Below are 20,920 nucleotides of genomic sequence, written 5' to 3' on the forward strand. Positions count from 1 at the left end.
AGGCTGAGCTAATGATGTTATATGTATGGTTTGTGATTGCAGGGGCGTTTGCTGGGGTCAGTGCAGGCTTGTTTGGGGTAGGCGGCGGTATGATTATTGTGCCCGCCTTGGTGTGGATATTTACCGCCTATGACTTTTCGCCTGATGTCATCACCCATCTGGCGATCGGTACCTCGCTTGCGACCATCATTGTCACCTCGATTAGCTCATTGACAGCACATAATAAGCGCGGCGGTGTGCGCTGGGAAGTCTGGCGCAAGATGGCGCTGGGCTTGGTCATCGGAAGCCTTGTCGGTGCCGGTATCGCCGATATGATCGATGGAAAAGTCTTGCAAGCCATCATCGGTGTTGGTGCGTTATTGGTCGCGCTAAAGATGCTGTTTTTGTCTAACAAAGAGCAGCTCGGCAAGCCTTTGCCGCCCGCTGGCGTGCAGTTTGGCGCGGGCACAGGGATTGGTATGGCGTCCTCTATCTTTGGTATCGGCGGTGGTAGCTTGACCGTACCGTTTTTAAACTGGGCAGGACTGCCGATGAAGCAAGCGGTTGGCACCTCGGCCGCGTGTGGCTTACCGATTGCGGTGGCAGGCGCGGTAGGATTTGCATGGTTTGGTCAAGACGTGGTCGATTTGCCTGAGGGTACGCTCGGTTTTGTCCATATCATAGGGTTTTTGTGCATATCCGTCGCCAGCTTTATGATGGCAAAGGTCGGTGCCAAGCTTGCACACGTCTTGCCAGCCGCCACGCTTAAGCGCGCGTTTGGCGTGTTGTTATTGTTTGCCGGCGGGCAGTTGTTGTTAAGCGGGCTTGGGGTGTTTTAAGGGAGTCATTGACTACTAGTTTGAAATATTTTTATAAAAAGGAGCATGCGTGATAGCAATAAAACATCGGGTTTTGAAACTACTCATAGCGACCACTGTCATACAAAGTCTAACGCTACAAAACGCGACTGCAGAAGCGTGTACTAAGCCGCCAGTTGCTAAAGGTACTTGGGTAAGCTGCGTCGCATCAGGCGTTGCTATTGCGCAAAAAAATGGCAAATATGGCTTAGTTGATCGTCGAGGGAAGACGGTTGCTGATTATCAGTATGATTATATTAGCAAGTTTCAAGACGGATTTGCCATTGTCACCAAAGAAGGAAAATGGGGGTTGGTTGACCCAACTGGAAAGCACAAAATTCCTCTTGAGTACGATGATGTTTGGGCGTTTGAAGACGGATTTGCTAGGGTTTATAAAGATGGAAAAATGGGCGTGATCAACAAGTCCAATGAGCTGGTTGTTCCTATGGTTTACGAGATCATAGGAAGTTTTAACAACGGTTTAGCGATAGTGATCAAGAACGATAAATTTGGATATATCAATCAGTACAATAAAGCGATTACTCCCTTGATCTTTGATAGAGGGAGTAAGTTTGATAATGGTTTTGCCTTTGTCAAAAAATCGGAAAAATGGGGAGTTATAGATACTCAAGGAACTTTGGTTGTGCCTTATATTTATGATGACATTGAATCGATATCTTCAGAAAAAACGAGTGCTTTTATCATAGAAAAAGATGGCATGTATGGATTAATGGATCGACAAAGAAAGGTAATATTGCCTGCTAAATATGAGTGGTTTCATTTTGATTATGATGCTGAATTAGCAAGTATCAAAAACGATGACGGTAAAGGCGCTATCAATAGACAAGGGGTTGTGGTCGAGCCGATCTATGATCGTATTTATATTCGAGACAATATGATCATTGCAAAGTTAGATGACAAGTATGGCATATTTGATAGTAAGGGGAAGTTGCTCTTTCCCTTTGAATATGATGAGTATGGATATTTAAAAAAAGGCTTAGGATATTTAAAACAAGACGAAAAAGTTGGCTTAATAAATAATAAGGGTAAACAGCTTACCCCCATAATATTTGATGAGCTTAGCGTAATAAGGGGGATGGAAGACAGTTATATTGAAGCTAAGGTAGGGGATAAGTATGGCTTCGTTGATGACCAAGGCAAGACTGTTATTGAAGTCAAATATGAGCGGTGGAAAGCCTACCAACTAAAAGATGCGCGCCAAAATAATGATAAAAATAATAAATAGGATGCATAGTGAAAACAATCAAAACGTTTAGTCTGGCTGTTACAAACCTAGCACTTGTTTTTAGCGGTTTCTCAGTCGCTATGACTATTGATGCCAATGCACAAGAAGTCAAGCAAAGACAAGCAGTAGCCGCCGTTGCACAGAGGTATCGAGGGTGTGAATATATATCATCGACGAAATGCAAAAAGCTATTTGTCGATGAAGAAACTTATCAGCAGGTGGTTGAGCAATATGACAGTGTAGGTAAATACACAAACCATCTGATACGAGTTGGCAACGATGGTGATTACGGTCTTATTGATAGTACAGGGAAAGTCGTCTTACCTTTGGAATATGATTTTTATTCTAGCTCTTCTTCTGACTATGGTGTCCCTGAACAAGTTGTCATCATTCATAAAGATGATCAATATGGCTTATTAAATAGACTGGGCGAAATCGTCTTGCCTTTAGAGTACGATAGGATAAAAAAGATAGATGCCGAAGCAGATTATTTTTATGTTTTGAATAAAAAAGATAAATACGGGTTGGCAAATAAGTATGGCAAAGTGCTTTTGCCTGCAGTTTATGATGATATTAGTAGCCAGTTTTATGTGTCAGGTGGGGTGTTGAAAAAAAATGAAAAATTCAGCCTAATTGATACTCAAGGTAAGATAGTATCGCCTATGGATTATGATAGCTTTAAGTCATTAGATGATGGTTTACTATTAGTAAGTGTTGAAGAACGTTTTGGTGTGGTAGATCAGCAAGGTCATATCGTTGTGCCGTTAAAGTATCAAGAGATATCCTCCTTTGATAACAACATTGCTCACGCTCAGTTAGAAGGTAAGTGGGGTCTTATTGATACTAGTGGCAAGGTGCTTGTGCCATTTGAGTACGATGATATTGAAGGTTTTGACAGTGATTCGTATGCTGTACAACAAAAAGGTAAATGGGGCGTTATAAAACCTAATGGCACTATTGTCATTCCACTAAAATATACTGAAATTCGCAATATGCATGATGGCTTAATTCGTGTAGGTAGCGACTATAAGGTAGGCTTTATCAATTATCAAAACGAAGTGGTCTTGCCTATTATGTACGAAGATATCAGTCGCTTTGATGACGGTAAAGTTGGAGTGCTTATCAAAGGAGAAACTTTTGAGGTTGACCGCACTGGACAACGGGTAGAGTAGGTATTTAGTGACTATATTCAAGATTGGCCAGTGATATACCCTAAAAACCAAGCGCGATTTACGTTAAAATGGCGCTTGGTTTTTTTTGTAGATGAATTGACACGCCATGCGCCTAAAATCCTTAAAATTGGCAGGCTTTAAGTCTTTTGCCAATGTCACGACGTTCAATTTTCCCAAAGGCATCACCGCCATCGTCGGGCCAAACGGCTGCGGCAAATCCAACGTCATCGATGCCATTCGTTGGGTGCTGGGTGAGACCTCCGCCAAGCAGTTACGCGGCGGGGCGATGAGCGATGTTATCTTTGCCGGTACACAAGACAAAGCGGCCAAAAGTGTTGCTAGCGTCGAGCTGACCTTTGAGCATACTCAAGATGAGCAAACTGGCATTCGCCATGAATTGAACCTGTACCATGAGCTCTCTGTGCGCCGTCAGGTCAATAAAGAGGGACGCTCGGATTACTTTATCAATGGCACGCGCGCGCGCCGCCGTGATGTGGTCGATGTGTTTTTGGGTACTGGGCTTGGGGCGCGTAGCTATGCGGTGATTGAGCAAGGCATGATTGGGCGTATTGTCGAGTCAAGCCCGATGCAGCTACGTGAGTTTATCGAAGAGGCGGCTGGGGTATCGCGCTATCAGGCACGTAGAATAGAGACACAAAAAAAACTTGAGAAAACCCAAGACAATCTGGCGCGTCTGCATGACATGCAAAGCGAGCTGGTCAGTCAACAAAAACGCCTGTCCAAGCAAGCCGCTAGCGCTGAGCGTTATAAAGAGCTGGCACTGACACTGGCGGACATCAAGCAGCAACTGGCCATTCAGCAGCTGTATCAGGCCAAGCATAGTCAGCAGCAGCAAAAACGCGCCCATGAGCAAAGCTGTGCTGAAACCGCTCGCCTGCAAGCACAGTATGAGGACCTAAAAGCCAAGCAAGATAAGCTGACGGCTCATATCAATCAAGAGCAATGGCTCAAAGATGATGCACAAAGCCGTCATTATCAGCAGCAGCTCAATTATCAAAATGCCGAGCACGCGCTAAACGATGCCAAATCGCAGCTTGCCAGTTTGGCGCAGCAGATGAGCAGCTTGGCGCAGCAGCGTGAGCAGGCCGTCAATGAGATTGAACGCATCACCACCGAGCAAGCCGAGCAGCAAAACGTGCTAGAAAAATTGCGCCCGCAGCTCGATGAGATAGCGAGTAAACGCGAGATGCATCAACGTGACGAGCGGCCGCTACAGTGCGCCTATCATGATGCACAAAACCAGCTGTCACGGCTACAAGACAATCATCGTGTGCTAGAGCAGCAGCAAGCGATTAATAGCCAAGCACAAAAACGCCAGCAGCAAAGCCATGAAAAATGGCAGCGCCGCCAGCAGAACTGGCAAAATCTCTGGCAGCAGCTACAGCAGTCACTGTCTGCCAAAGTAAATGTGGCTAATACACATAGCGCAGATGGACAAAATCCGACCTTAGCGTCGCACATTGCTGAGCTGAATAAACAGCTACAACAGATCGAACGCCAACAAGATAGCGTCGATGAGCGACTCTCCAAGCTACAGCCGCGCGCGCATGAGCTGCAGCAGCTTTTACACAAGCAGCAGCGCGCGCTGGGCGAGGAAGAAAAACGTCATGCAGTGTTGACCAGTGAATACGACACCTTGCACCAGATACTGCATCCAACACCTACGCCAAAATCACAACAGTCTGCTAAGGTAAAAACCACCGATGTAGTAACAACTGATTTAGCAAATCAAGTAGTAAATAACGATAACGACTTAGCCATTACCACCTTGCGCGAGCAGATTGAGCTGAGTGCAGTAGGCAAGCAGCATGCTGAGCTGCTCGATAAGGTGTTAGCACTATGGCTCGATAGTCATGTGCTGGCTTCTAAACAAGCAAATAATGAAAAAGTTAACGGCGAGGTGCAAAAAGCGAATAGCTTATGGCAAGCGCTTGAGTATAACTTAAGGGATGTGTTTACTTATCAGAATGCGCAAAACGCGCAGACTAATAAACAGGACAATTCGTCAATAGAAACGGGTCATAGTTTGTGGCTATCTGCTAAGCAAAATGATGTAAACGAAAAGCCATTTGTTGGCGCATTGCCAAATACTTTGACTGATAAGGTACTGCCTTTATCACAGCTGATCGCGGCGCCCAACCTAGCGCTTTGGCAGCAGTGCTATCTATATATCGCAGACCTTACAACAAACAACCATCAGACCTTCGATGTGCTGGCAGATATATTAAAAGCGCTCCCACCGTCAGCGATTTTGCTAACGTCTGATGGCTGGCTTATCAGTCGTCAAGGTACGATAAATCTTGGCAAGCTTGTTGGCGCGCAAGATGGTCAAAACGACAGCAATAGTCAATTTTTGACGCAGCGTCTACAGCAGCGCGAGCGGCTGCAGATCTTAGAAGAGCTACTTGATGGGCTGGAGAGTAAAATAGAAGAGCAGCGCAAAGCCATTGCTAATAATCAGCGAAGCTATGATGCGTTGACGATTGGCTTAGAGGAGGCACGGGCGCAAGCTGAGCAGCTGACGCGTGATAAATATAACTATCAGGAGCAGCTGACAACCCAGCGCGCTGCCGCTGAGCGCCTGCAAGCAGATAGCCAGCGCCTAACTGCGGACAAAGCAGCCCTTGAGCAAGAGCAGCAGGAGCTTACGCACGAGCAGCAGGCGCTTACGCATGAGCAGCAGCATATCGCAAGCGAGCTGGCAGCCCTTGCGCCGCAAATCGCTGAGGCGCAGGCGACTATGCAGCAACTGCAAGCTGAGCGCCGTGAGCAGCAGCACCGTCAGCAAGCAGATGACGACGCTTGGCAAGCCCTGCAGCTGCGTGTACAGCAAAGCCAGATGCGCCTTGAGCACAGTAGCAGTAGCCTAAAACGCGCAAATGCGCAATATGATAAGGCGCAACAAAACGAGGAAAGTCTAAAGGCGCAGCATGAGCAGCAGCAAAATAAACTGCCCGCGCTGCAGACCGCCTTGCAGGCACTGCAACAAACGCGCGATGAGCAGCAGGCGCTCTTGGCAGAGCGCGCTGCGGCTTTAACGGCGCTAAAAGAAACCTACAATCAGCAGCAGGCGACTTTAGACACGCTACAGCAGACGCTACAGACGCAGCAAAGTGAGCAGGCCGCACTTGCCACTGAGCTGGCATTGAGCGCCGCGCGTTTAGAGGAGGCGACTCGCTATGCTGAAGACGCCATGGCCGAGTATCACCGTATCAGCGAACAGGGCGACACCGCGCAATTGATGAGTGTCTCGAGTTTGTTGGCGGATTTTATCGCCCATGATCGCCGCGTGCGCCCTGATAAAATTGCCGAGCTTGAGCGCGAAAAAGCCAAGCTTGAACAGCAAATCAGCAAGATTGGCGCGGTCAATCTGGCCGCCGTGGCAGAGCTGGCTGAGGTCAATGAACGTCTAGAGCCGCTTGCGCAGCAGACCACTGACATCACTGCCAGTATGAAGACATTGAGCGAGGCGATAGCCGCTATCGACGAGACCACCAAGACCTTGTTTATCGAGACCTTAGAGGCGGTGAATACCGAGCTTGCCAACTTGTTTGCCAAAGTCTTTGGCGGCGGTCAGGCAAGCTTGACATTAAACTTAGAGGATTTACCGGCAAACACACCCAAATCAGAGCAGTGGCGGGCAGGGCTGACCTTGATGGCGCAGCCAAAAGGCAAGCGTAATAGCCGCCTTGCGGTACTCTCAGGCGGCGAAAAAACCCTAACAGCACTCAGTCTTATTTTTGCTATTTTTAAGCAACATCCTGCGCCGTTTTGTGTGCTTGACGAGGTCGATGCGCCGCTCGATGATGCTAATGTTGGACGTTTTACTAGCCTCATTCATGAGCTGGCAGATGACTTGCAGTTTATCTTTATCAGTCATAACAAGCTGGCCATGCAGATCGCTGACGAGCTCAAAGGTATCACCATGCCAAGCGCTGGGGTCTCTCGTTTGGTAAGCGTCTCGCTCGATGAGGCGGCGCGCTATATTAGTGAATAACAAGGAGAATGAGGACAGGCGCTAGACAAAAAAAATCACGGAGCAATAAAATAGTAATAACAGCAAGCGGCGAGCAATGGTATAGTAAATAGCACGCCAGCAACGTCACACAACTGTGTCAGGCTGATGATAAACGATGACTATATGATGACGATATTCATAAGCCATGCTAGACTATTGCCATTTATTGTTTCTTGTGTATTCCCTTTTGTCATATATTAGGATGTATCTCTCATGACCGCTATTCAGTTTATCTTGATTGCCATTGCTGCGTTTATCGTGCTCGCAGGACTGTATATGGTCATTCGTAGCTTTAAGCGTCGTAGCAGCGCTGACGCTCCTGTCGTCAATTATGACAAAAACGGCATCCCGATCATACCGCGTCACGAGCGTAGCATCGTCGACCAGCCAGATTTAGAAGACACTGTCGCCGGCGAGACCAGTATCGGCCCTGATCGCAGTTATTTAGATACGGTGGTTGAGCAAGAGCCTGTGACTGCGCCTCACAATACCGAGACCCCATCAGCCACGGCGCAAAACTTGGCCGATACGCCTGATAGCAATGATGAAGACTATATGCGCTGGCAAGAAGCTGAGCTGCGCCGTGACGATGCAGAGTTTGCCGACACAGCGGCGCAGATGGGCAGTGAGCAAGAGCTCGATGCGTTCTCAAGTTTGGTATCGGCGACTGACAGCTTGATGCCATCGATTGATACGGCAGAAGAGCCAAGCTTTGATAGCAACAGCCCCATACTAGATCAGCACCTCTCAGAGCCGGTCGATGAAGCGCAAAACGCGCCGCTTATCAACGCCAAAGACAACATCAACATCACTATTTTACCAACCCAGTATCGTGATCGCCCAGCGGCGATTATTCGTGGCCGTGATTTGCTGGCACTGATTGACAAATATGGCCTGCGTTATGGGGCGATGAACATGTTTCACCGCTATGAAAAAAAAGACGGCACAGGCATGCTATGGTTTAGTATGATGGGCATCACCGAAAGCGGTATCGCCCCTTTTGATCCGCATAGCGTCGCGACCAATGTCTATAACGGTGTGGTGGTGTTTTTGTCATTGCCGCATCCGCAAGCGCTGCACAGCTTTGATAGTATGATGAGCATCGCTTATATGATGGCAAGCGATTTGGACGCCATCTTACTTGATGAAAATAACGAACCGATCACGCCCGAATACAAGCAGCAGCTACGCAACCAAGTCCGTGACTATGAGGCCTAAGCGCCAACGCTAAATAAATCAATAGAAATTCAAAGCAAAACCAAAAGCAAAAAACATCATGATAGCGTGATGTTTTTTGCTTTTTTTATGGGCGGTTTATCACAATATTAGCCAAAATTGTTATGATATCAGCATCTAGAGTAATCAAGACGCTGACTATGACCGACCTGCACTTATCGCCTGCCACGGCACAAAAAACCCAACAGCCCGCCACACCTGATGACATCGTAGCACAGATGCGCACGCTGATCGCCGCTATCAAAAAACACAATTATGCCTATTATGTACTCGACAATCCTATTTTGGACGATAGCGAATACGATCAGTTGCGCCGCGCATTGCTTGAGATCGAAGAAAAGTATCCGGATTTGGCGCAGTCCGATAGCCCCATCAACCAAGTCGGCGACATACCGCTGTCGGCGTTTACGCAGGTGACCCATGACATCCCTATGCTATCGCTTGGCAACGTCTTTGATTATGACGAGCTGCACGGCTTTATGCGCCGCGTCAATGATCGCCTGAGCGATGCCCAGCAAAATCCTGAGTACGAGATGGAGCTAAAGCTAGATGGGCTAGCGGTGTCACTCAAATACGAGTATGGACAGTTTGTGCAAGCGGTGACGCGTGGTGATGGGCAGACAGGCGAGGACATCACCCAAAACGCCAAAACCATTCGGAACTTGCCGCTGTATCTTTGTGAGGCAAAAGACATCCCGCTATTAGAAGTGCGCGGCGAGGTGCTGATGCCAAAGGCGGGGTTTTTACGTTTAAACCGTCTGGCAGAAGAAAGTGGCGACAAAACCTTTGCCAACCCGCGCAATGCTGCCGCCGGTAGCCTACGCCAACTCGACCCTGCTATCGCTGCCAGCCGTCCGTTGGCGTTTTATGCGTATTCGGTCAATCAAGGTCTGCCAGCGGCGATTGAAACCCAGTCCGATGCACTTGCTTGGTTAAAAGAGCTTGGCTTTACCGTGAGCGCTGTCGAGGTGGTACAGAATCCACGCGAAGCACAAGCCTACTATGAATCGGTGATCAAGAGCCGTGACGCGCTACCGTTTGAAATTGATGGGACAGTGATTAAGGTCAACAGCCTTGCCCTGCAGCAGCAGCTTGGGTTTTTGTCGCGTGAGCCGCGCTGGGCGACCGCTTATAAATTCCCTGCCGAGACGGTGATGACGCGCTTAAACGATATCGAATGGCAAGTGGGGCGCACCGGACAGATCACACCTGTGGGTAAGCTTGAGCCGGTGCAAGTCGGCGGCGTGACGGTCAGCAATGTCACCTTGCATAACTTTGGCGAAATTCAGCGCTTGGATGTGCGCGCAGGCGATATGGTCAGCGTGCATCGTGCCGGCGACGTCATTCCCAAAGTCACGCGTGTCTGGCACGACCAGCGTCCAGCAGACGCAAAACCAGTCGAGCTACCATCGGCTTGCCCCGTGTGTGACTCGCCTGTGGTGCTGCCAGAGGGTGAGGCCTTGGCGCGCTGTAGCGGCGGTTTGTTTTGTCCTGCGCAGCAAGTCGAGGCGCTTATCCACTTTGTCTCACGGCGGGCGATGGATATCGATGGGCTGGGCGAGCGCTGGCTGATGAGTTTTTTTGAGCATGGCCTTATCAAAACTGTCGCTGATATCTATGACTTACATAACCATACCGACGAGCTGATCACTTTTGAAAAGCTGGGCGAAAAATCGGTAAAAAATCTCATCAGTGCTATCGACGCTAGTAAGCAGACGACACTCGCACGCTTTATCTACGCGCTTGGCATTCGCGGCGTGGGTGAGACGACCGCGCAAAACCTCGCCCAGCAATTTGGCGAGCTTGATAGTTTGATGGCAGCGGATATCGAGACATTGCTACAAACACCTGATGTCGGTGCGATCACCGCCGAGCTGATTTATGAGTTTTTCCGAGCGCCGCACAATATCGAGGTCATCACCGCGCTACGCGAGGCGGGCGTGCATTGGGACAAAGTCGAGCAGGTCGCAGCAGAAGGGCTACCACTCGATGGGCAGACGTGGGTCATTACCGGCGCGCTTGATAGCATGGCACGTGATGAAGCCAAGGCCAAGCTGCAAGCGCTCGGTGCCAAAGTCTCGGGTAGTATCTCGGCCAAGACCACCGCGCTACTGGCAGGGGACAAAGCAGGATCGAAGCTGACGAAGGCAGAGAAGTTAGGCGTTAAAGTAGTGGGCGAGGAAGAGTTTTTGGGAATGGTTGGGGATGAGAGCCGTTAAAAAATTGCACTGCAATTTTAGGTTCGCAAATAGTGAAAAACAAAAGCATGGCCTCAGCATCGCTTGCTTTAATAGTGGGCAAATATGCGGGTCATGAGCCGTCTTTCTTTAGTGGTTCACTCGGCGCTCGTCCCTCGCGCAAGAGCAGAGCGAAAATTCTGCATCTATTTGAGTATGGCGCGCCCAGCGCACCAGATAAGATGAGTTACTATAAGCGTGTTGAACATTCGACCATGACGCTACTGCTCAAGCAGCCTCTATAGCTTCTACTCCGCCATTTCCCCATGCGCCTTTGCTTCACCTTTTTTACCATCAGGCTGAATAACGATAGGCAAGACCAACCCTTTTGCAAAGTCATCCGTCAATACATAATCATAACGGCTGGCCGCCACGTCAGGCGTGGTATGAATGACAAGTTTTATCTCTTCACTATCGATAATCTCATGTGAGGCATAGCGCTCGCTTAGCTGATCTAGCACCTTTGATAGTGCTTCGTTGCTCGCCATGCTCACCGTGAGGTTGTGCTGGGCAGTAGCAGTATCCATATCAAAATACTCGGCATAATCGAGGACGTTTTGGCTATCGATGGCAAAGGGGTACTCATAGGTACTGCGATCAGCAGGCTTTTCGCCGCTCGCGACCGACGACCAATCGATGGTGTAGGCGGCAGGCGCTGAGGTCTGTGCAGTGCCATCGCTGGACACTGCTGCTTGCTCAGTCGCAGGGTCAGCCACCTCAGTTGGCTGGTCACAACCTACTAGCGCCCAACCAGCAGCAGCCATCAGTAATATACTCATTAAGCGCATTCCCATCGATGTATCCTCTTTGTTCTTGGTCGTTATGATTGCCCATTGTGCTATTTTGCCAGCTTTTGCTCGGCTTCTCTAGGGCGTGTCCTCAATACGTTTTAATACCTCGATATTACCTGCGCTATTTTCGTTGTTTGATTAGGGCGTGTTGAACATTCAACCATGGCACTGACAGAGACTATTAACGCGCATAAAAAAAACAGCCATCTTTTGATGACTGTTTTTGATGTACTTTATTGGTTTGGCTTTTTGGTTTTCTGTCGTTTAAACGCAAAAGCTTAACGACTGAACCTTAAGTATTATCTACCGATCTGGCAGTTTACTTGATATTCTTTACCGTTTGCCCATTTGATGGCAAAGATACCTTTGTCACCTTTCATATGCCAAGCATAGACTGCTTCTGGGTTTGAGTCATTGATATAGCTGGCTACGTCACCTTGTACGCCGCCGTTTAGGATAATTGGCTGCTCTGCCCATTCTACTTTAGGCATGGTGGCGTTTAGCATGACTTGTTTTTTATTGATAGACTGTTTTGCCATGATTTGGCTGTCATCAGTACAGGTATAAGGTGCTGGTGCCATACGGTCGTAAGCGGCATCCGTGACGCTCTCTGATGCTGGCGTGTTTGCAGCGTTTGGCGTGGTCGGTGCGGTCGTGGCACAAGCGCTTAGCAATGCAAGGGCAGGTAGGGCAGTGGCGATTTTGGTTAGGGTGTTCATGGCATTCTCCAAATGTTTAATAAAATTATAAGAGTTCTTAAGAAGTCTATAACAATTATGTATTTATTATTAACAAAGCATTAAGCTAACAATGCATTAAGCATAGGCATAAGCATATAGGGGCTATGGTAACGAAAGCCGCCTTTGATGAGTGTTAGAAATTGTTTGTTACATGTTCATTAAGTTACGTAAACACTGACTAATGTAACTCTACGGGACAGTCGTTAGTGATAACCGGCTCGCCGCCAGTGCCACATTTTATAGTTAATTCGATATAACACCCTACAATTACCAAAAAACGCCTGCCGACAATTGGTCGACAGGCGTTTTGCTCAAACAGCGCTTGGGATAGTCCACTCTAGCCATCGTCCAGACTATTTAGTCTTGCGCGGCGGCAGGCCTGTATGCTGCGTCTGAAAGTTGCCTTTACTGACGCGCTTTTTGCTATTTTTGTTCCCAGTATTTTTGGTCGTTGGGCGCTCAGAGGCGCGGTTGCTGCGTTTGAGCGAATCGTTGCCGACGCGGCTGTTCTTTTTGCGTGCAGAATGGTAGCTGTCTTGCGCCGCATCACGGCCTTCTAGATGGGCGTTATATGGCGGTATCAGGCAGCCGCGATTTTTACCGATCAGGTCACTACGGCCCATGTCTTGTAGCGCTTTACGCAGTAGTGCCCAGTTTTTTGGGTCATGGTAGCGAAGAAAGGCTTTGTGCAATTTGCGCTGCTTGCCTGATTTGACGATGTCCATATCACCACCCTCACGGCTGACCTTGTGTAGCGGGTCTTTGTGGGTATGGTACATGGTGGTCGCGGTCGCCATGGGGCTAGGATAAAACGCCTGCACTTGGTCGGCGCGGTAGCCGTTACGCTTTAGCCACAGCGCAAGGTTCATCATGTCCTCATCTTTGGTGCCAGGGTGGGCGGCGATAAAGTAAGGAATCAGATACTGCTCTTTGCCAGCCTCGGCGCTGAAGCGCTCAAACATGGCTTTAAATTCGTCGTAGCTGCCCATGCCCGGCTTCATCATCTTGGACAGTACGCCTTCTTCAGAATGCTCTGGGGCAATTTTTAGATAGCCGCCGACATGATGGCTGACCAGCTCTTTGACATATTCAGGGTCTTTGACCGCCAAGTCATAACGCAAGCCTGAGGCGATTAGGATTTTTTTCACACCTTTGATATCACGGGCCTTACGATATAGCTGGGTGAGGTTGCTGTGATCGGTAATGAGGTTTTCACAGACATCAGGATAGACACAAGACGGCTTGCGGCAGTTTTTCTCAATGGTCTCGTCTTTGCAGTTGAGACGGTACATGTTGGCAGTAGGGCCACCAAGATCGGAGATGACACCTGTGAAGTTAGGCGCAGTATCACGGATGGCTTCGACTTCACGTAGGATGGAGTCCTCTGAGCGGTTTTGAATGATGCGGCCTTCGTGCTCAGTGATAGAGCAAAACGTACAACCACCAAAGCAGCCGCGCATGATATTGACCGAAAACTTAATCATGTCATAAGCTGGAATGCGTGCGTCACCATAGCTCGGATGCGGCAAGCGGGCATAGGGCAGATCAAACACATAATCCATCTCTTCGGTGGACAGCGGAATCGGTGGCGGGTTTAGCCACACATCGATGGCGCTGTGTGAGTTACCACCGCCGCTGTTGTGCCGCTGCACCAGCGCCCGAGCGTTACCGGGATTGGTCTCTAAGTGCAGGATACGGTTGGCATGCGCGTAGAGCACAGGGTCTGATTTGACGTGCTCATAGTCAGGCAGGCGAATCACTGTCTTATCACGTGGCGGCATTTTTAGCTTATGCTTCCGCGCGGTCATCGGCTTGTTTGTTTTTATCTTATCAAACCCGCGTATCTGTACTACTTGCGTGTCGGTATCGACTTGATCAGCATTTAAGACTTTGTTGGTGACGGGCTCTGCGACAAATCCTGCGTATTGGGCAGACATACCAGTCATCGCTTGGCCAACGGGCGAATCGCTAGGCTTTTCTTGTTCGATTTTACAGCTATCAACGTCCTCGGTCATCACGTACGGGTTGATGATTGGATCGACGCGGCCGACGGTATCGACATCGTTGCTGGCGACCTCAGTCATATCTGCTTGCCAATGGCGACGACTGGGCGAGAGTAGATACGCTGTGCCTCGCAGCTTACTCATCTGCTCAAACGTATAGCCTTTAGACAGACCATGTACCACATCGACGATGGCGCGCTCGGCATTGCCGTACAGTAAAACATCAGCGCGGGCGTCGAGCAAGATGCTACGGCGCACTTTATCTGACCAATAGTCGTAGTGGGCGATACGGCGAAGGCTGCCCTCGATACCGCCGAGGATAATCGGCACATCGGGATAGGCCTCACGGCAGCGCTGGCTATAGACGATCGCAGCGCGGTCGGGGCGTTTGTTTGCCACATTGCCCGGCGAGTACGCATCATCGCTACGAATCTTGCGATCGGCGGTATAGCGGTTGATCATGCTGTCCATATTGCCCGCGGTCACGCCGTACGCATAGACTGGCTTGCCAAGCGCCATAAAAGCGTCTTTGCTCTTCCAGTCAGGCTGGGCGATGATACCGACGCGAAAGCCCTGCGCTTCTAATAAGCGACCGATAATCGCCATACCAAAGCTTGGGTGATCGACATAAGCGTCGCCTGAGATGATAATGACATCACAGGCATCCCAGCCCAGCGCGTCCATCTCAGCACGGCTCATCGGTAGATAAGGCGCAGGCTCGTAGCAGCTCGCCCAGTGTTTGTCATAATCATAAAGCGGTTTGATGCCTTGTTTAAAGGCGGTGCGGGCGATGGTATCGGCAGACATGGGCGGACCTGTTAAATAAAAAGAGACACTAAAAAATAAGCCGTTATTTATCAATAATAATAACGGCTCATTAAAAAACGCTCATTTTAACATGAATTGTCTTCAGGATGTCATAAAGCCGTTTTAATGAGTGAAGGGTAAGTTATTGATAGTGCGTGAAAATATTGAGCGTAAAGGCGGTCGCCAAACCGCTGGTTTGTACCGTGTTTTAAAATCATGACTGCTTTAGTCAAAGACACAAGCTAATCGCCCAATAATTGTAATGGAAAAGTCACCACATCAAATGCTAAGGCAAAAGGCAGTAACACCAGTTTTTGGGCGCTATTAGGGCCGCGGCGAGTGACCTGCTCGTGCTCTGTTTGTGTATAAAAGCTGACGGTATAAGGTTTGGTGAGTGAGCGGTAATTGGACTGAATCAAACGTAAATTGCTGACTTGCGGATAGATAGCGCCTTTGACAGGAACGCTAAAGCAAAAGCGCTGTGCATCGATGCGCTGGTCGCTAGTGGTGGTGCAGTCACGGCCATTATTTTGCAAAAAGAACTGATAGTCTGAGCGCTGAAACTCGTCTTTTAATTTGGCATAAGACAGCTTCATCTCTCCTTGAAAAACGCCAGCGTTATCGGGTACATAAAAGCTCATGTCATTATCGACGTGGATATTTTTAGGTGTCAGGGTGCTCAGTAAGCTGATCATCTCTGTCCCGCCCTGCGTCAACACATAGCTGTTTTTTTCGCCGACGATGACCATGGTAGCATTGGGCGTTTTGGGTAACGCTTGAGCTGGGCGACCAAAAGCGACGATCTGATCTTCGGATAATATCTCTTTGCTGGTTTGGCTGCTGACATGACGATCATTTTCTAGTAGTGCGCTGGTAGCGCAGCCTGAGCTGGCAAGTAGCGCTGCAAGCGATAGCCCTATACAGCTGGCTTTTAGATACCTGTTTAGGTACACGGCCGCGCTCATGCTTTGCAGCTTATGAGAGAGTGGGGTTTTTGATGGGGTCATGGTCGCACTTCCTTGTTTGCGATATTGTTGTGGGGAGATGACGGTGGTTTTCTGTAGATATCCTACCTTGTTTATCCAATACTTTTCTACTGCAAATAGAGGTTTTACGGCGGCAAATGACAGTGCTGTTGGCACCGGTTGTCCTGCCTGTTATTGGTCTGACTATTATATACTGGGTGATATTTATAGTTAGCTGAATGTAAAACTGTTATGGATTTAAACGCGCTACTGGTATAAATTTTACTTGCGTGCTGCGTTCCCAGAGGCTGCGCAAAATTCATCCCAGTAGCGCTATGACATTTTTAGAGTGTATCGACTATATAATAAAACAGGACGGTTTACGCGATGGTAAATCGTCCTGTTTATCAGCTCGATAGGAGCAGAGCCTGCCAGAGCATTTAATCCAAATGCTGTTTAAAGCCGCGCTGCTTATCGCGCTCCCAGTCGCGGTCTTTTAAGGTTTTACGTTTATCGTGTTGCTTTTTACCGACGGCAAGGGCGATCTGACACTTGACCATCGAGCGCTTCCAGTAGCAAGACAGCGGCACACAAGCATAGCCTTTTTGATTGACCGCGCCATATAATTTGTCGATCTCGCGGCGATTGAGCAGCAGTTTACGGGTACGGATGCTATCCGGGCTAATGTGCGTCGAGCTAGATAGCAGAGGCTGGATATGAGCACCAAACAAGAAAGCCTCACCATTACGAAAGGTAATATAAGCCTCGGTGATGGACATTTTACCTGCACGAATGGCCTTGACTTCCCAGCCTTGCAATGACAAGCCTGCCTCAAAGGTTTCTTCGATAAAATACTCGTGCCGCGCTTTTTTATTGGCGCAGATTTGATTGTCTGGTTTTTTTGCTTTTTTTGACATAAATTCTCCATCAGGATGTCAGTGCGCTGCATCCTTGTCTTACCATTCCTCATCTAAGACCATCGGCGGGCCTACTATGTGAGATGAGTCGAAGCGCTTATTGTAGCAAAGCAAAGAGGCAAAAGGTAAATCGGCTGTTAGGACAAATGTAGCAGATAAGTATTAAATGTAGGCAAAATTTGCTAGCATGTGCAGTATCATTAACGACCAGATTAGCACTGCTATGAATTCAGCAAATGTCGCCCATGCTTCAAAGCTTCAGACCAAGATTTTATACCCTGGCACCTTTGACCCCATTACCAATGGCCATGTCGATTTGGTGACGCGCGCGACCAAATTATTTGATGAGGTGGTCATTGCCGTGGCATCAGGACACCACAAAAAACCGCTGTTTAGTTTTGAGGAGCGGGTGGCTTTGGTCGAGACGGTGTTTGCAGATTTGCCGCAAGTGTCGGTGGTGGGTTTTGAAGGTCTGCTCGTGGATTTTATGCGCCTGCAAGGTGCCACTGCCGTCTTGCGTGGCCTGCGTGCGATGTCGGATTTTGAGTATGAGTTTCAGCTGGCCAATATGAACCGCGAGCTCGATGAAAATTTTGAGGCGGTGTTTTTGACGCCATCGCAAAACTACTCGTTTATCTCATCGACGATGATTCGTGAGATTGCCAAGCTTGGCGGCGATGTCAATAAATTTGTGCCACCTTGTGTCTCGCAAGCTTTTGCCAAAAAGCTCACGCTTAACTAGCCGTCACCGTTTATCTGCTGACAGTTATTTTATCCTTCACCAAACTCGCCAGAGTAATCTGCCGCGCTTGTTATTAGTCATACATAAGGAGCAGTTTATGGCATTGTTAATCACTGACGAATGCATCAACTGTGATGTCTGCGAGCCTGCTTGCCCAAACGAGGCCATCTCTGAGGGCGATGATATATATGTGATCGACCCTGACCTGTGTACAGAGTGTGTCGGTCACTTCGATGAGCCGCAATGCGTGGTCATCTGTCCTGTCGACTGTATTCCAAAAGACCCCGATCATGTCGAGAGTGAAAGCGATTTATTGGCCAAATACAAGCGTATCACTGGTCAATAATGCGCTGAGATGCTGCTGTCCAACAAAGCCTAGGAATAATATGATGAATACGGATATTCAATTGCCCATACACTTTTTTCAACATACATACTTTTCGTTTGCGAGCGGACGATGAGTATGCCTACCAGCGACTTCGACCACCAGCACTTGTGGCATCCCTATGCCAGCTTGCCGCCCACTTATCCAAATATCGTCATTGACCATGCCGAAGGTATCTATATCGTCACTCAAGATGGCACGCGTCTCATAGATGGCATGTCGTCATGGTGGGCAAGCGTGCATGGCTATAACCATCCGGTGCTCAATGCGGCAATGACTCATCAGCTCGGCAAAATGGCGCATGTGATGTTTGGGGGCTTGACCCATCAGCCGGCGATAGACTTGGGTGAAAAACTGCTCTCCATCGTACCAGCAGGCCTCGATGCTGTTTTTTATGCTGATAGCGGCAGTATCGCGGTGGAAGTGGCATTAAAGATGGCGCTACAGTATCAGATTGCTGCTCAGCGTCCGCAAAAGTGCCAGTTTGCCTCGACGCATTCAGGCTATTATGGCGATACCTGGCATGCGATGAGCGTCTGCGATCCTATCAATGGCATGCATAGCTTATACGGTAAGCAGCTGCCGGTGCAGCATTTTGTTTCTGCCCCGCCATTGGGATTTGAACATAAATTAACGCAAGACGTGCGCGATGAATTAACCCAGTTTTTTGCTAAACATAGCGCTCAGCTTGCCGGATTCATTATCGAGCCTGTCATTCAGGGCGCAGGCGGCATGCGCTTTTATAATCCAGAGTATTTGCAATTACTGCGGCAGTTATGTGATGCACATGATGTGCTGTTGATTACCGATGAGATCGCCACAGGCTTTGGCCGTAGTGGTAAGCTTTTTGCGTGTGAGCACGCCGATATCAGCCCCGATATTATGACCGTGGGTAAGGCGCTAACGGGCGGCTATATGACCTTTGCGGCCACCTTATGCACCCGCCATATTGCCGATACCATTCATCACAGCGATTATCCTGCACTGATGCATGGGCCCACCTTTATGGGTAATCCGCTGGCCTGCGCGGTCGCTTGTGCGTCGATTGATTTGATTTTGTCTTATGATATCGAGAGGCGTACGGCAGATATGCAAGCCGTTATGGAGTCGCAGCTTGCGCCAGCAGCGACATTGGATGGTGTCAAAGAGGTACGTTGTTTGGGCGCGGTCGCCGTCATTGAATTGGATAAAGCGGTCGATATGCCTGTTTTCCAATCCTTACTGATCAAAAATGGTATTTGGGTCAGACCCTTTGGTAAATTGGTCTATATCATGCCGCCCTTTGTCATGACGGATGATGAGCTGGTGACGCTATGTCAGTCACTACTGACCGTCGTTACCTCTTATTTAAATCAAACTTGTGTCACTAATAGAGCGGCTATATGAGTGTGCTATTTATCTCCGGTATAGACACCGACATTGGCAAAACTTACGCCACCGGTATGCTGGCTAAGGCCTTGATGCAGCAGGGCATAAATATCATCACCCAAAAGCTGGTACAAACGGGCGTTGGGGTTGATTTGGCCAGTGGTGAGATGAATATTGCTGATGATATTGTTACTCATCGCCAGTTGATGGATGTACCGCTACAGCCGTGTGACCTTGCTCACACCACATGCCCTTATCGTTATAAAAAACCAGCGTCGCCGCATCTGGCGGTCAGACTGGCCGATGATGTGTTAGACCCTGATGTCATCACTCAGGCGACGCGGCAATTGCAAGTAAACTACGATGTGGTGTTGCTAGAAGGGGCAGGCGGTTTGCTCGTACCCATAACCGAGCAATTACTGACGCTAGATTATATTGCCACCCAAGGCTATCCAGTGGTTTTGGTGACCTCGGGTCGCCTTGGCAGTATCAATCATACTTTGCTTAGCCTTGAGGCTATCAAAGCACGCGGTTTAACGCTGCATAGCGTGATTTATAATCCCATTCATGATAATGCGGCGCAGACAGATCCTGAGATTGCGACGAGTACCATGGCATTTTTACAGCACCATCTGCAGCGGTACCATTCGGACACGTACTGGCTGACCCTGCCCTATATAAAGCAAGATAAGCAACGCCACACTCTGCCAGATTTTTATTTACCAAATGGTTTTGTCTGAGGCGGCTACAAGCGATTATTTGACGAGGCAAAATTAGTCACAAAAGATATTCCCAGATGAGCCTTGGGTTTGCTATACTGGCGCCCTTGGTAGACTAGGCGATCGCCGCTGCACACTGGCAACAGATGCGCAGGGGAGGAAAGTCCGGGCTACATAGGGCAGCGTGCCAGCTAACGGCTGGGCAGGGTAACCTGACGACCAGTGCAGCAGAGAGGAGACCGCCCCGCGCAAGCGAGGTAAGGGTGAAAGGGTGCGGTAAGAGCGCACCGCGTGGCCAGCAATGGTGCACGGCATGGTAAACTCCACGCGTAGCAAGACCAAATAGGCATCGGCATGGCGCGGCCCGCGTTCGATGCGGGTAGGTTGCTTGAGCGTATCAGCGATGATGCGCCTAGAGGAATGATCGTCCACGACAGAACCCGGCTTATCGGTCTACCAACTTTTTTATGCTTCGTTTTTTAAGCGTTGTGTTTAAGCATTGTTTTTACGCTTCGTTTGTATAGTTAGCAGTGATGTTTTTGCGCTTAATATGAATAAAATTCATTTTTTTTGCAAAAAAAGCCAATTAGGGGTTGACGGTATCCACCTCTATCGGTATTATACCGAGCCTTAAATGGCGATGTAGCTCAGCTGGTTAGAGCGCACGACTCATAATCGTGAGGTCGAGAGTTCAAGTCTCTCCATCGCCACCATATA

At 48.8% G+C, this 20,920-nt stretch carries 15 protein-coding genes, 1 tRNA gene and 1 other RNA gene; 12 read left to right on the plus strand and 5 right to left on the minus strand.

Features of this window, described 5'->3' with window-relative positions; genetic code table 11:
• Nucleotides 1-14 precede the first annotated feature (14 nt).
• The 6 genes from ACNFVB_RS03025 to ligA all read left to right on the plus strand — a co-directional run bounded on the left by ACNFVB_RS03025 (nt 15) and on the right by ligA (nt 10,748).
• Nucleotides 15-818 carry a sulfite exporter TauE/SafE family protein gene (locus tag ACNFVB_RS03025; RefSeq protein WP_430738462.1) on the plus strand — a complete coding sequence of 268 codons (804 nt, stop codon included), beginning with the start codon at nt 15-17 and terminating at the stop codon, nt 816-818.
• Nucleotides 819-867: 49 nt separating this feature from the next.
• Nucleotides 868-2,082 (plus strand): WG repeat-containing protein, encoded by a 1,215-nt coding sequence (locus ACNFVB_RS03030; RefSeq protein ID WP_430738055.1) that lies wholly within the window; start codon nt 868-870, stop codon nt 2,080-2,082.
• A gap of 8 nt (nt 2,083-2,090) precedes the next feature.
• Nucleotides 2,091-3,254: a WG repeat-containing protein gene (locus ACNFVB_RS03035; protein WP_430738056.1), complete on the plus strand. Its 1,164-nt coding sequence runs from the start codon at nt 2,091-2,093 to the stop codon at nt 3,252-3,254.
• Nucleotides 3,255-3,360: 106 nt separating this feature from the next.
• Nucleotides 3,361-7,272: an AAA family ATPase gene (locus ACNFVB_RS03040; protein ID WP_430738057.1), complete on the plus strand. Its 3,912-nt coding sequence runs from the start codon at nt 3,361-3,363 to the stop codon at nt 7,270-7,272.
• 234 nt (nt 7,273-7,506) lie between these two features.
• Entirely contained in the window at nt 7,507-8,511 is a 1,005-nt protein-coding gene (locus ACNFVB_RS03045) for a cell division protein ZipA C-terminal FtsZ-binding domain-containing protein (protein ID WP_288995594.1), read from the plus strand.
• Between the two features lie 158 nt (nt 8,512-8,669).
• Nucleotides 8,670-10,748 (plus strand): NAD-dependent DNA ligase LigA, encoded by a 2,079-nt coding sequence (ligA, locus tag ACNFVB_RS03050; RefSeq protein WP_430738058.1) that lies wholly within the window; start codon nt 8,670-8,672, stop codon nt 10,746-10,748.
• 266 nt (nt 10,749-11,014) lie between these two features.
• On the opposite strand, the gene ACNFVB_RS03055 is transcribed toward ligA, so the two are convergent.
• The 5 genes from ACNFVB_RS03055 to smpB all read right to left on the minus strand — a co-directional run bounded on the left by ACNFVB_RS03055 (nt 11,015) and on the right by smpB (nt 16,989).
• Entirely contained in the window at nt 11,015-11,545 is a 531-nt protein-coding gene (locus ACNFVB_RS03055) for a hypothetical protein (protein ID WP_430738059.1), read from the minus strand.
• Nucleotides 11,546-11,856: 311 nt separating this feature from the next.
• On the minus strand, nt 11,857-12,276 hold the full coding sequence (locus ACNFVB_RS03060; RefSeq protein ID WP_430738060.1) for a hypothetical protein: 420 nt from the start codon (nt 12,274-12,276) through the stop codon (nt 11,857-11,859).
• A gap of 374 nt (nt 12,277-12,650) precedes the next feature.
• Nucleotides 12,651-15,107, minus strand: a complete 2,457-nt coding sequence (locus tag ACNFVB_RS03065) for a YgiQ family radical SAM protein (protein ID WP_430738061.1) — start codon at nt 15,105-15,107, stop codon at nt 12,651-12,653.
• A 242-nt stretch (nt 15,108-15,349) separates the two neighbouring features.
• Nucleotides 15,350-16,114: a hypothetical protein gene (locus tag ACNFVB_RS03070; protein ID WP_430738062.1), complete on the minus strand. Its 765-nt coding sequence runs from the start codon at nt 16,112-16,114 to the stop codon at nt 15,350-15,352.
• A gap of 398 nt (nt 16,115-16,512) precedes the next feature.
• On the minus strand, nt 16,513-16,989 hold the full coding sequence (gene smpB, locus ACNFVB_RS03075; RefSeq protein ID WP_075101997.1) for an SsrA-binding protein SmpB: 477 nt from the start codon (nt 16,987-16,989) through the stop codon (nt 16,513-16,515).
• A 223-nt stretch (nt 16,990-17,212) separates the two neighbouring features.
• Between smpB and coaD the strand changes: the two genes are divergently transcribed.
• From coaD to ACNFVB_RS03105, 6 genes are all read left to right on the plus strand, one after another.
• Nucleotides 17,213-17,731 (plus strand): pantetheine-phosphate adenylyltransferase, encoded by a 519-nt coding sequence (gene coaD, locus ACNFVB_RS03080; RefSeq protein WP_075102063.1) that lies wholly within the window; start codon nt 17,213-17,215, stop codon nt 17,729-17,731.
• A 97-nt stretch (nt 17,732-17,828) separates the two neighbouring features.
• On the plus strand, nt 17,829-18,077 hold the full coding sequence (locus ACNFVB_RS03085; protein ID WP_192995924.1) for a YfhL family 4Fe-4S dicluster ferredoxin: 249 nt from the start codon (nt 17,829-17,831) through the stop codon (nt 18,075-18,077).
• Nucleotides 18,078-18,188: 111 nt separating this feature from the next.
• A complete protein-coding gene (gene bioA / locus ACNFVB_RS03090) occupies nt 18,189-19,502 on the plus strand; it encodes an adenosylmethionine--8-amino-7-oxononanoate transaminase (protein WP_430738063.1) in 1,314 nt (437 codons plus the stop codon).
• Nucleotides 19,499-20,224: a dethiobiotin synthase gene (bioD, locus tag ACNFVB_RS03095; RefSeq protein ID WP_430738064.1), complete on the plus strand. Its 726-nt coding sequence runs from the start codon at nt 19,499-19,501 to the stop codon at nt 20,222-20,224. Before bioA ends, bioD begins: the two co-directional genes overlap by 4 nt.
• 86 nt (nt 20,225-20,310) lie before the next feature.
• Nucleotides 20,311-20,667, plus strand: an RNA gene (rnpB, locus tag ACNFVB_RS03100) — RNase P RNA component class A.
• A gap of 172 nt (nt 20,668-20,839) precedes the next feature.
• Nucleotides 20,840-20,916 (plus strand) — tRNA-Met (locus tag ACNFVB_RS03105).
• The last annotated feature ends 4 nt before the right edge of the window (nt 20,917-20,920 follow it).

It is taken from the genome of Psychrobacter sp. VH5 (genome assembly GCF_050572635.1).
Taxonomy (GTDB): Bacteria; Pseudomonadota; Gammaproteobacteria; order Pseudomonadales; family Moraxellaceae; genus Psychrobacter; species Psychrobacter celer.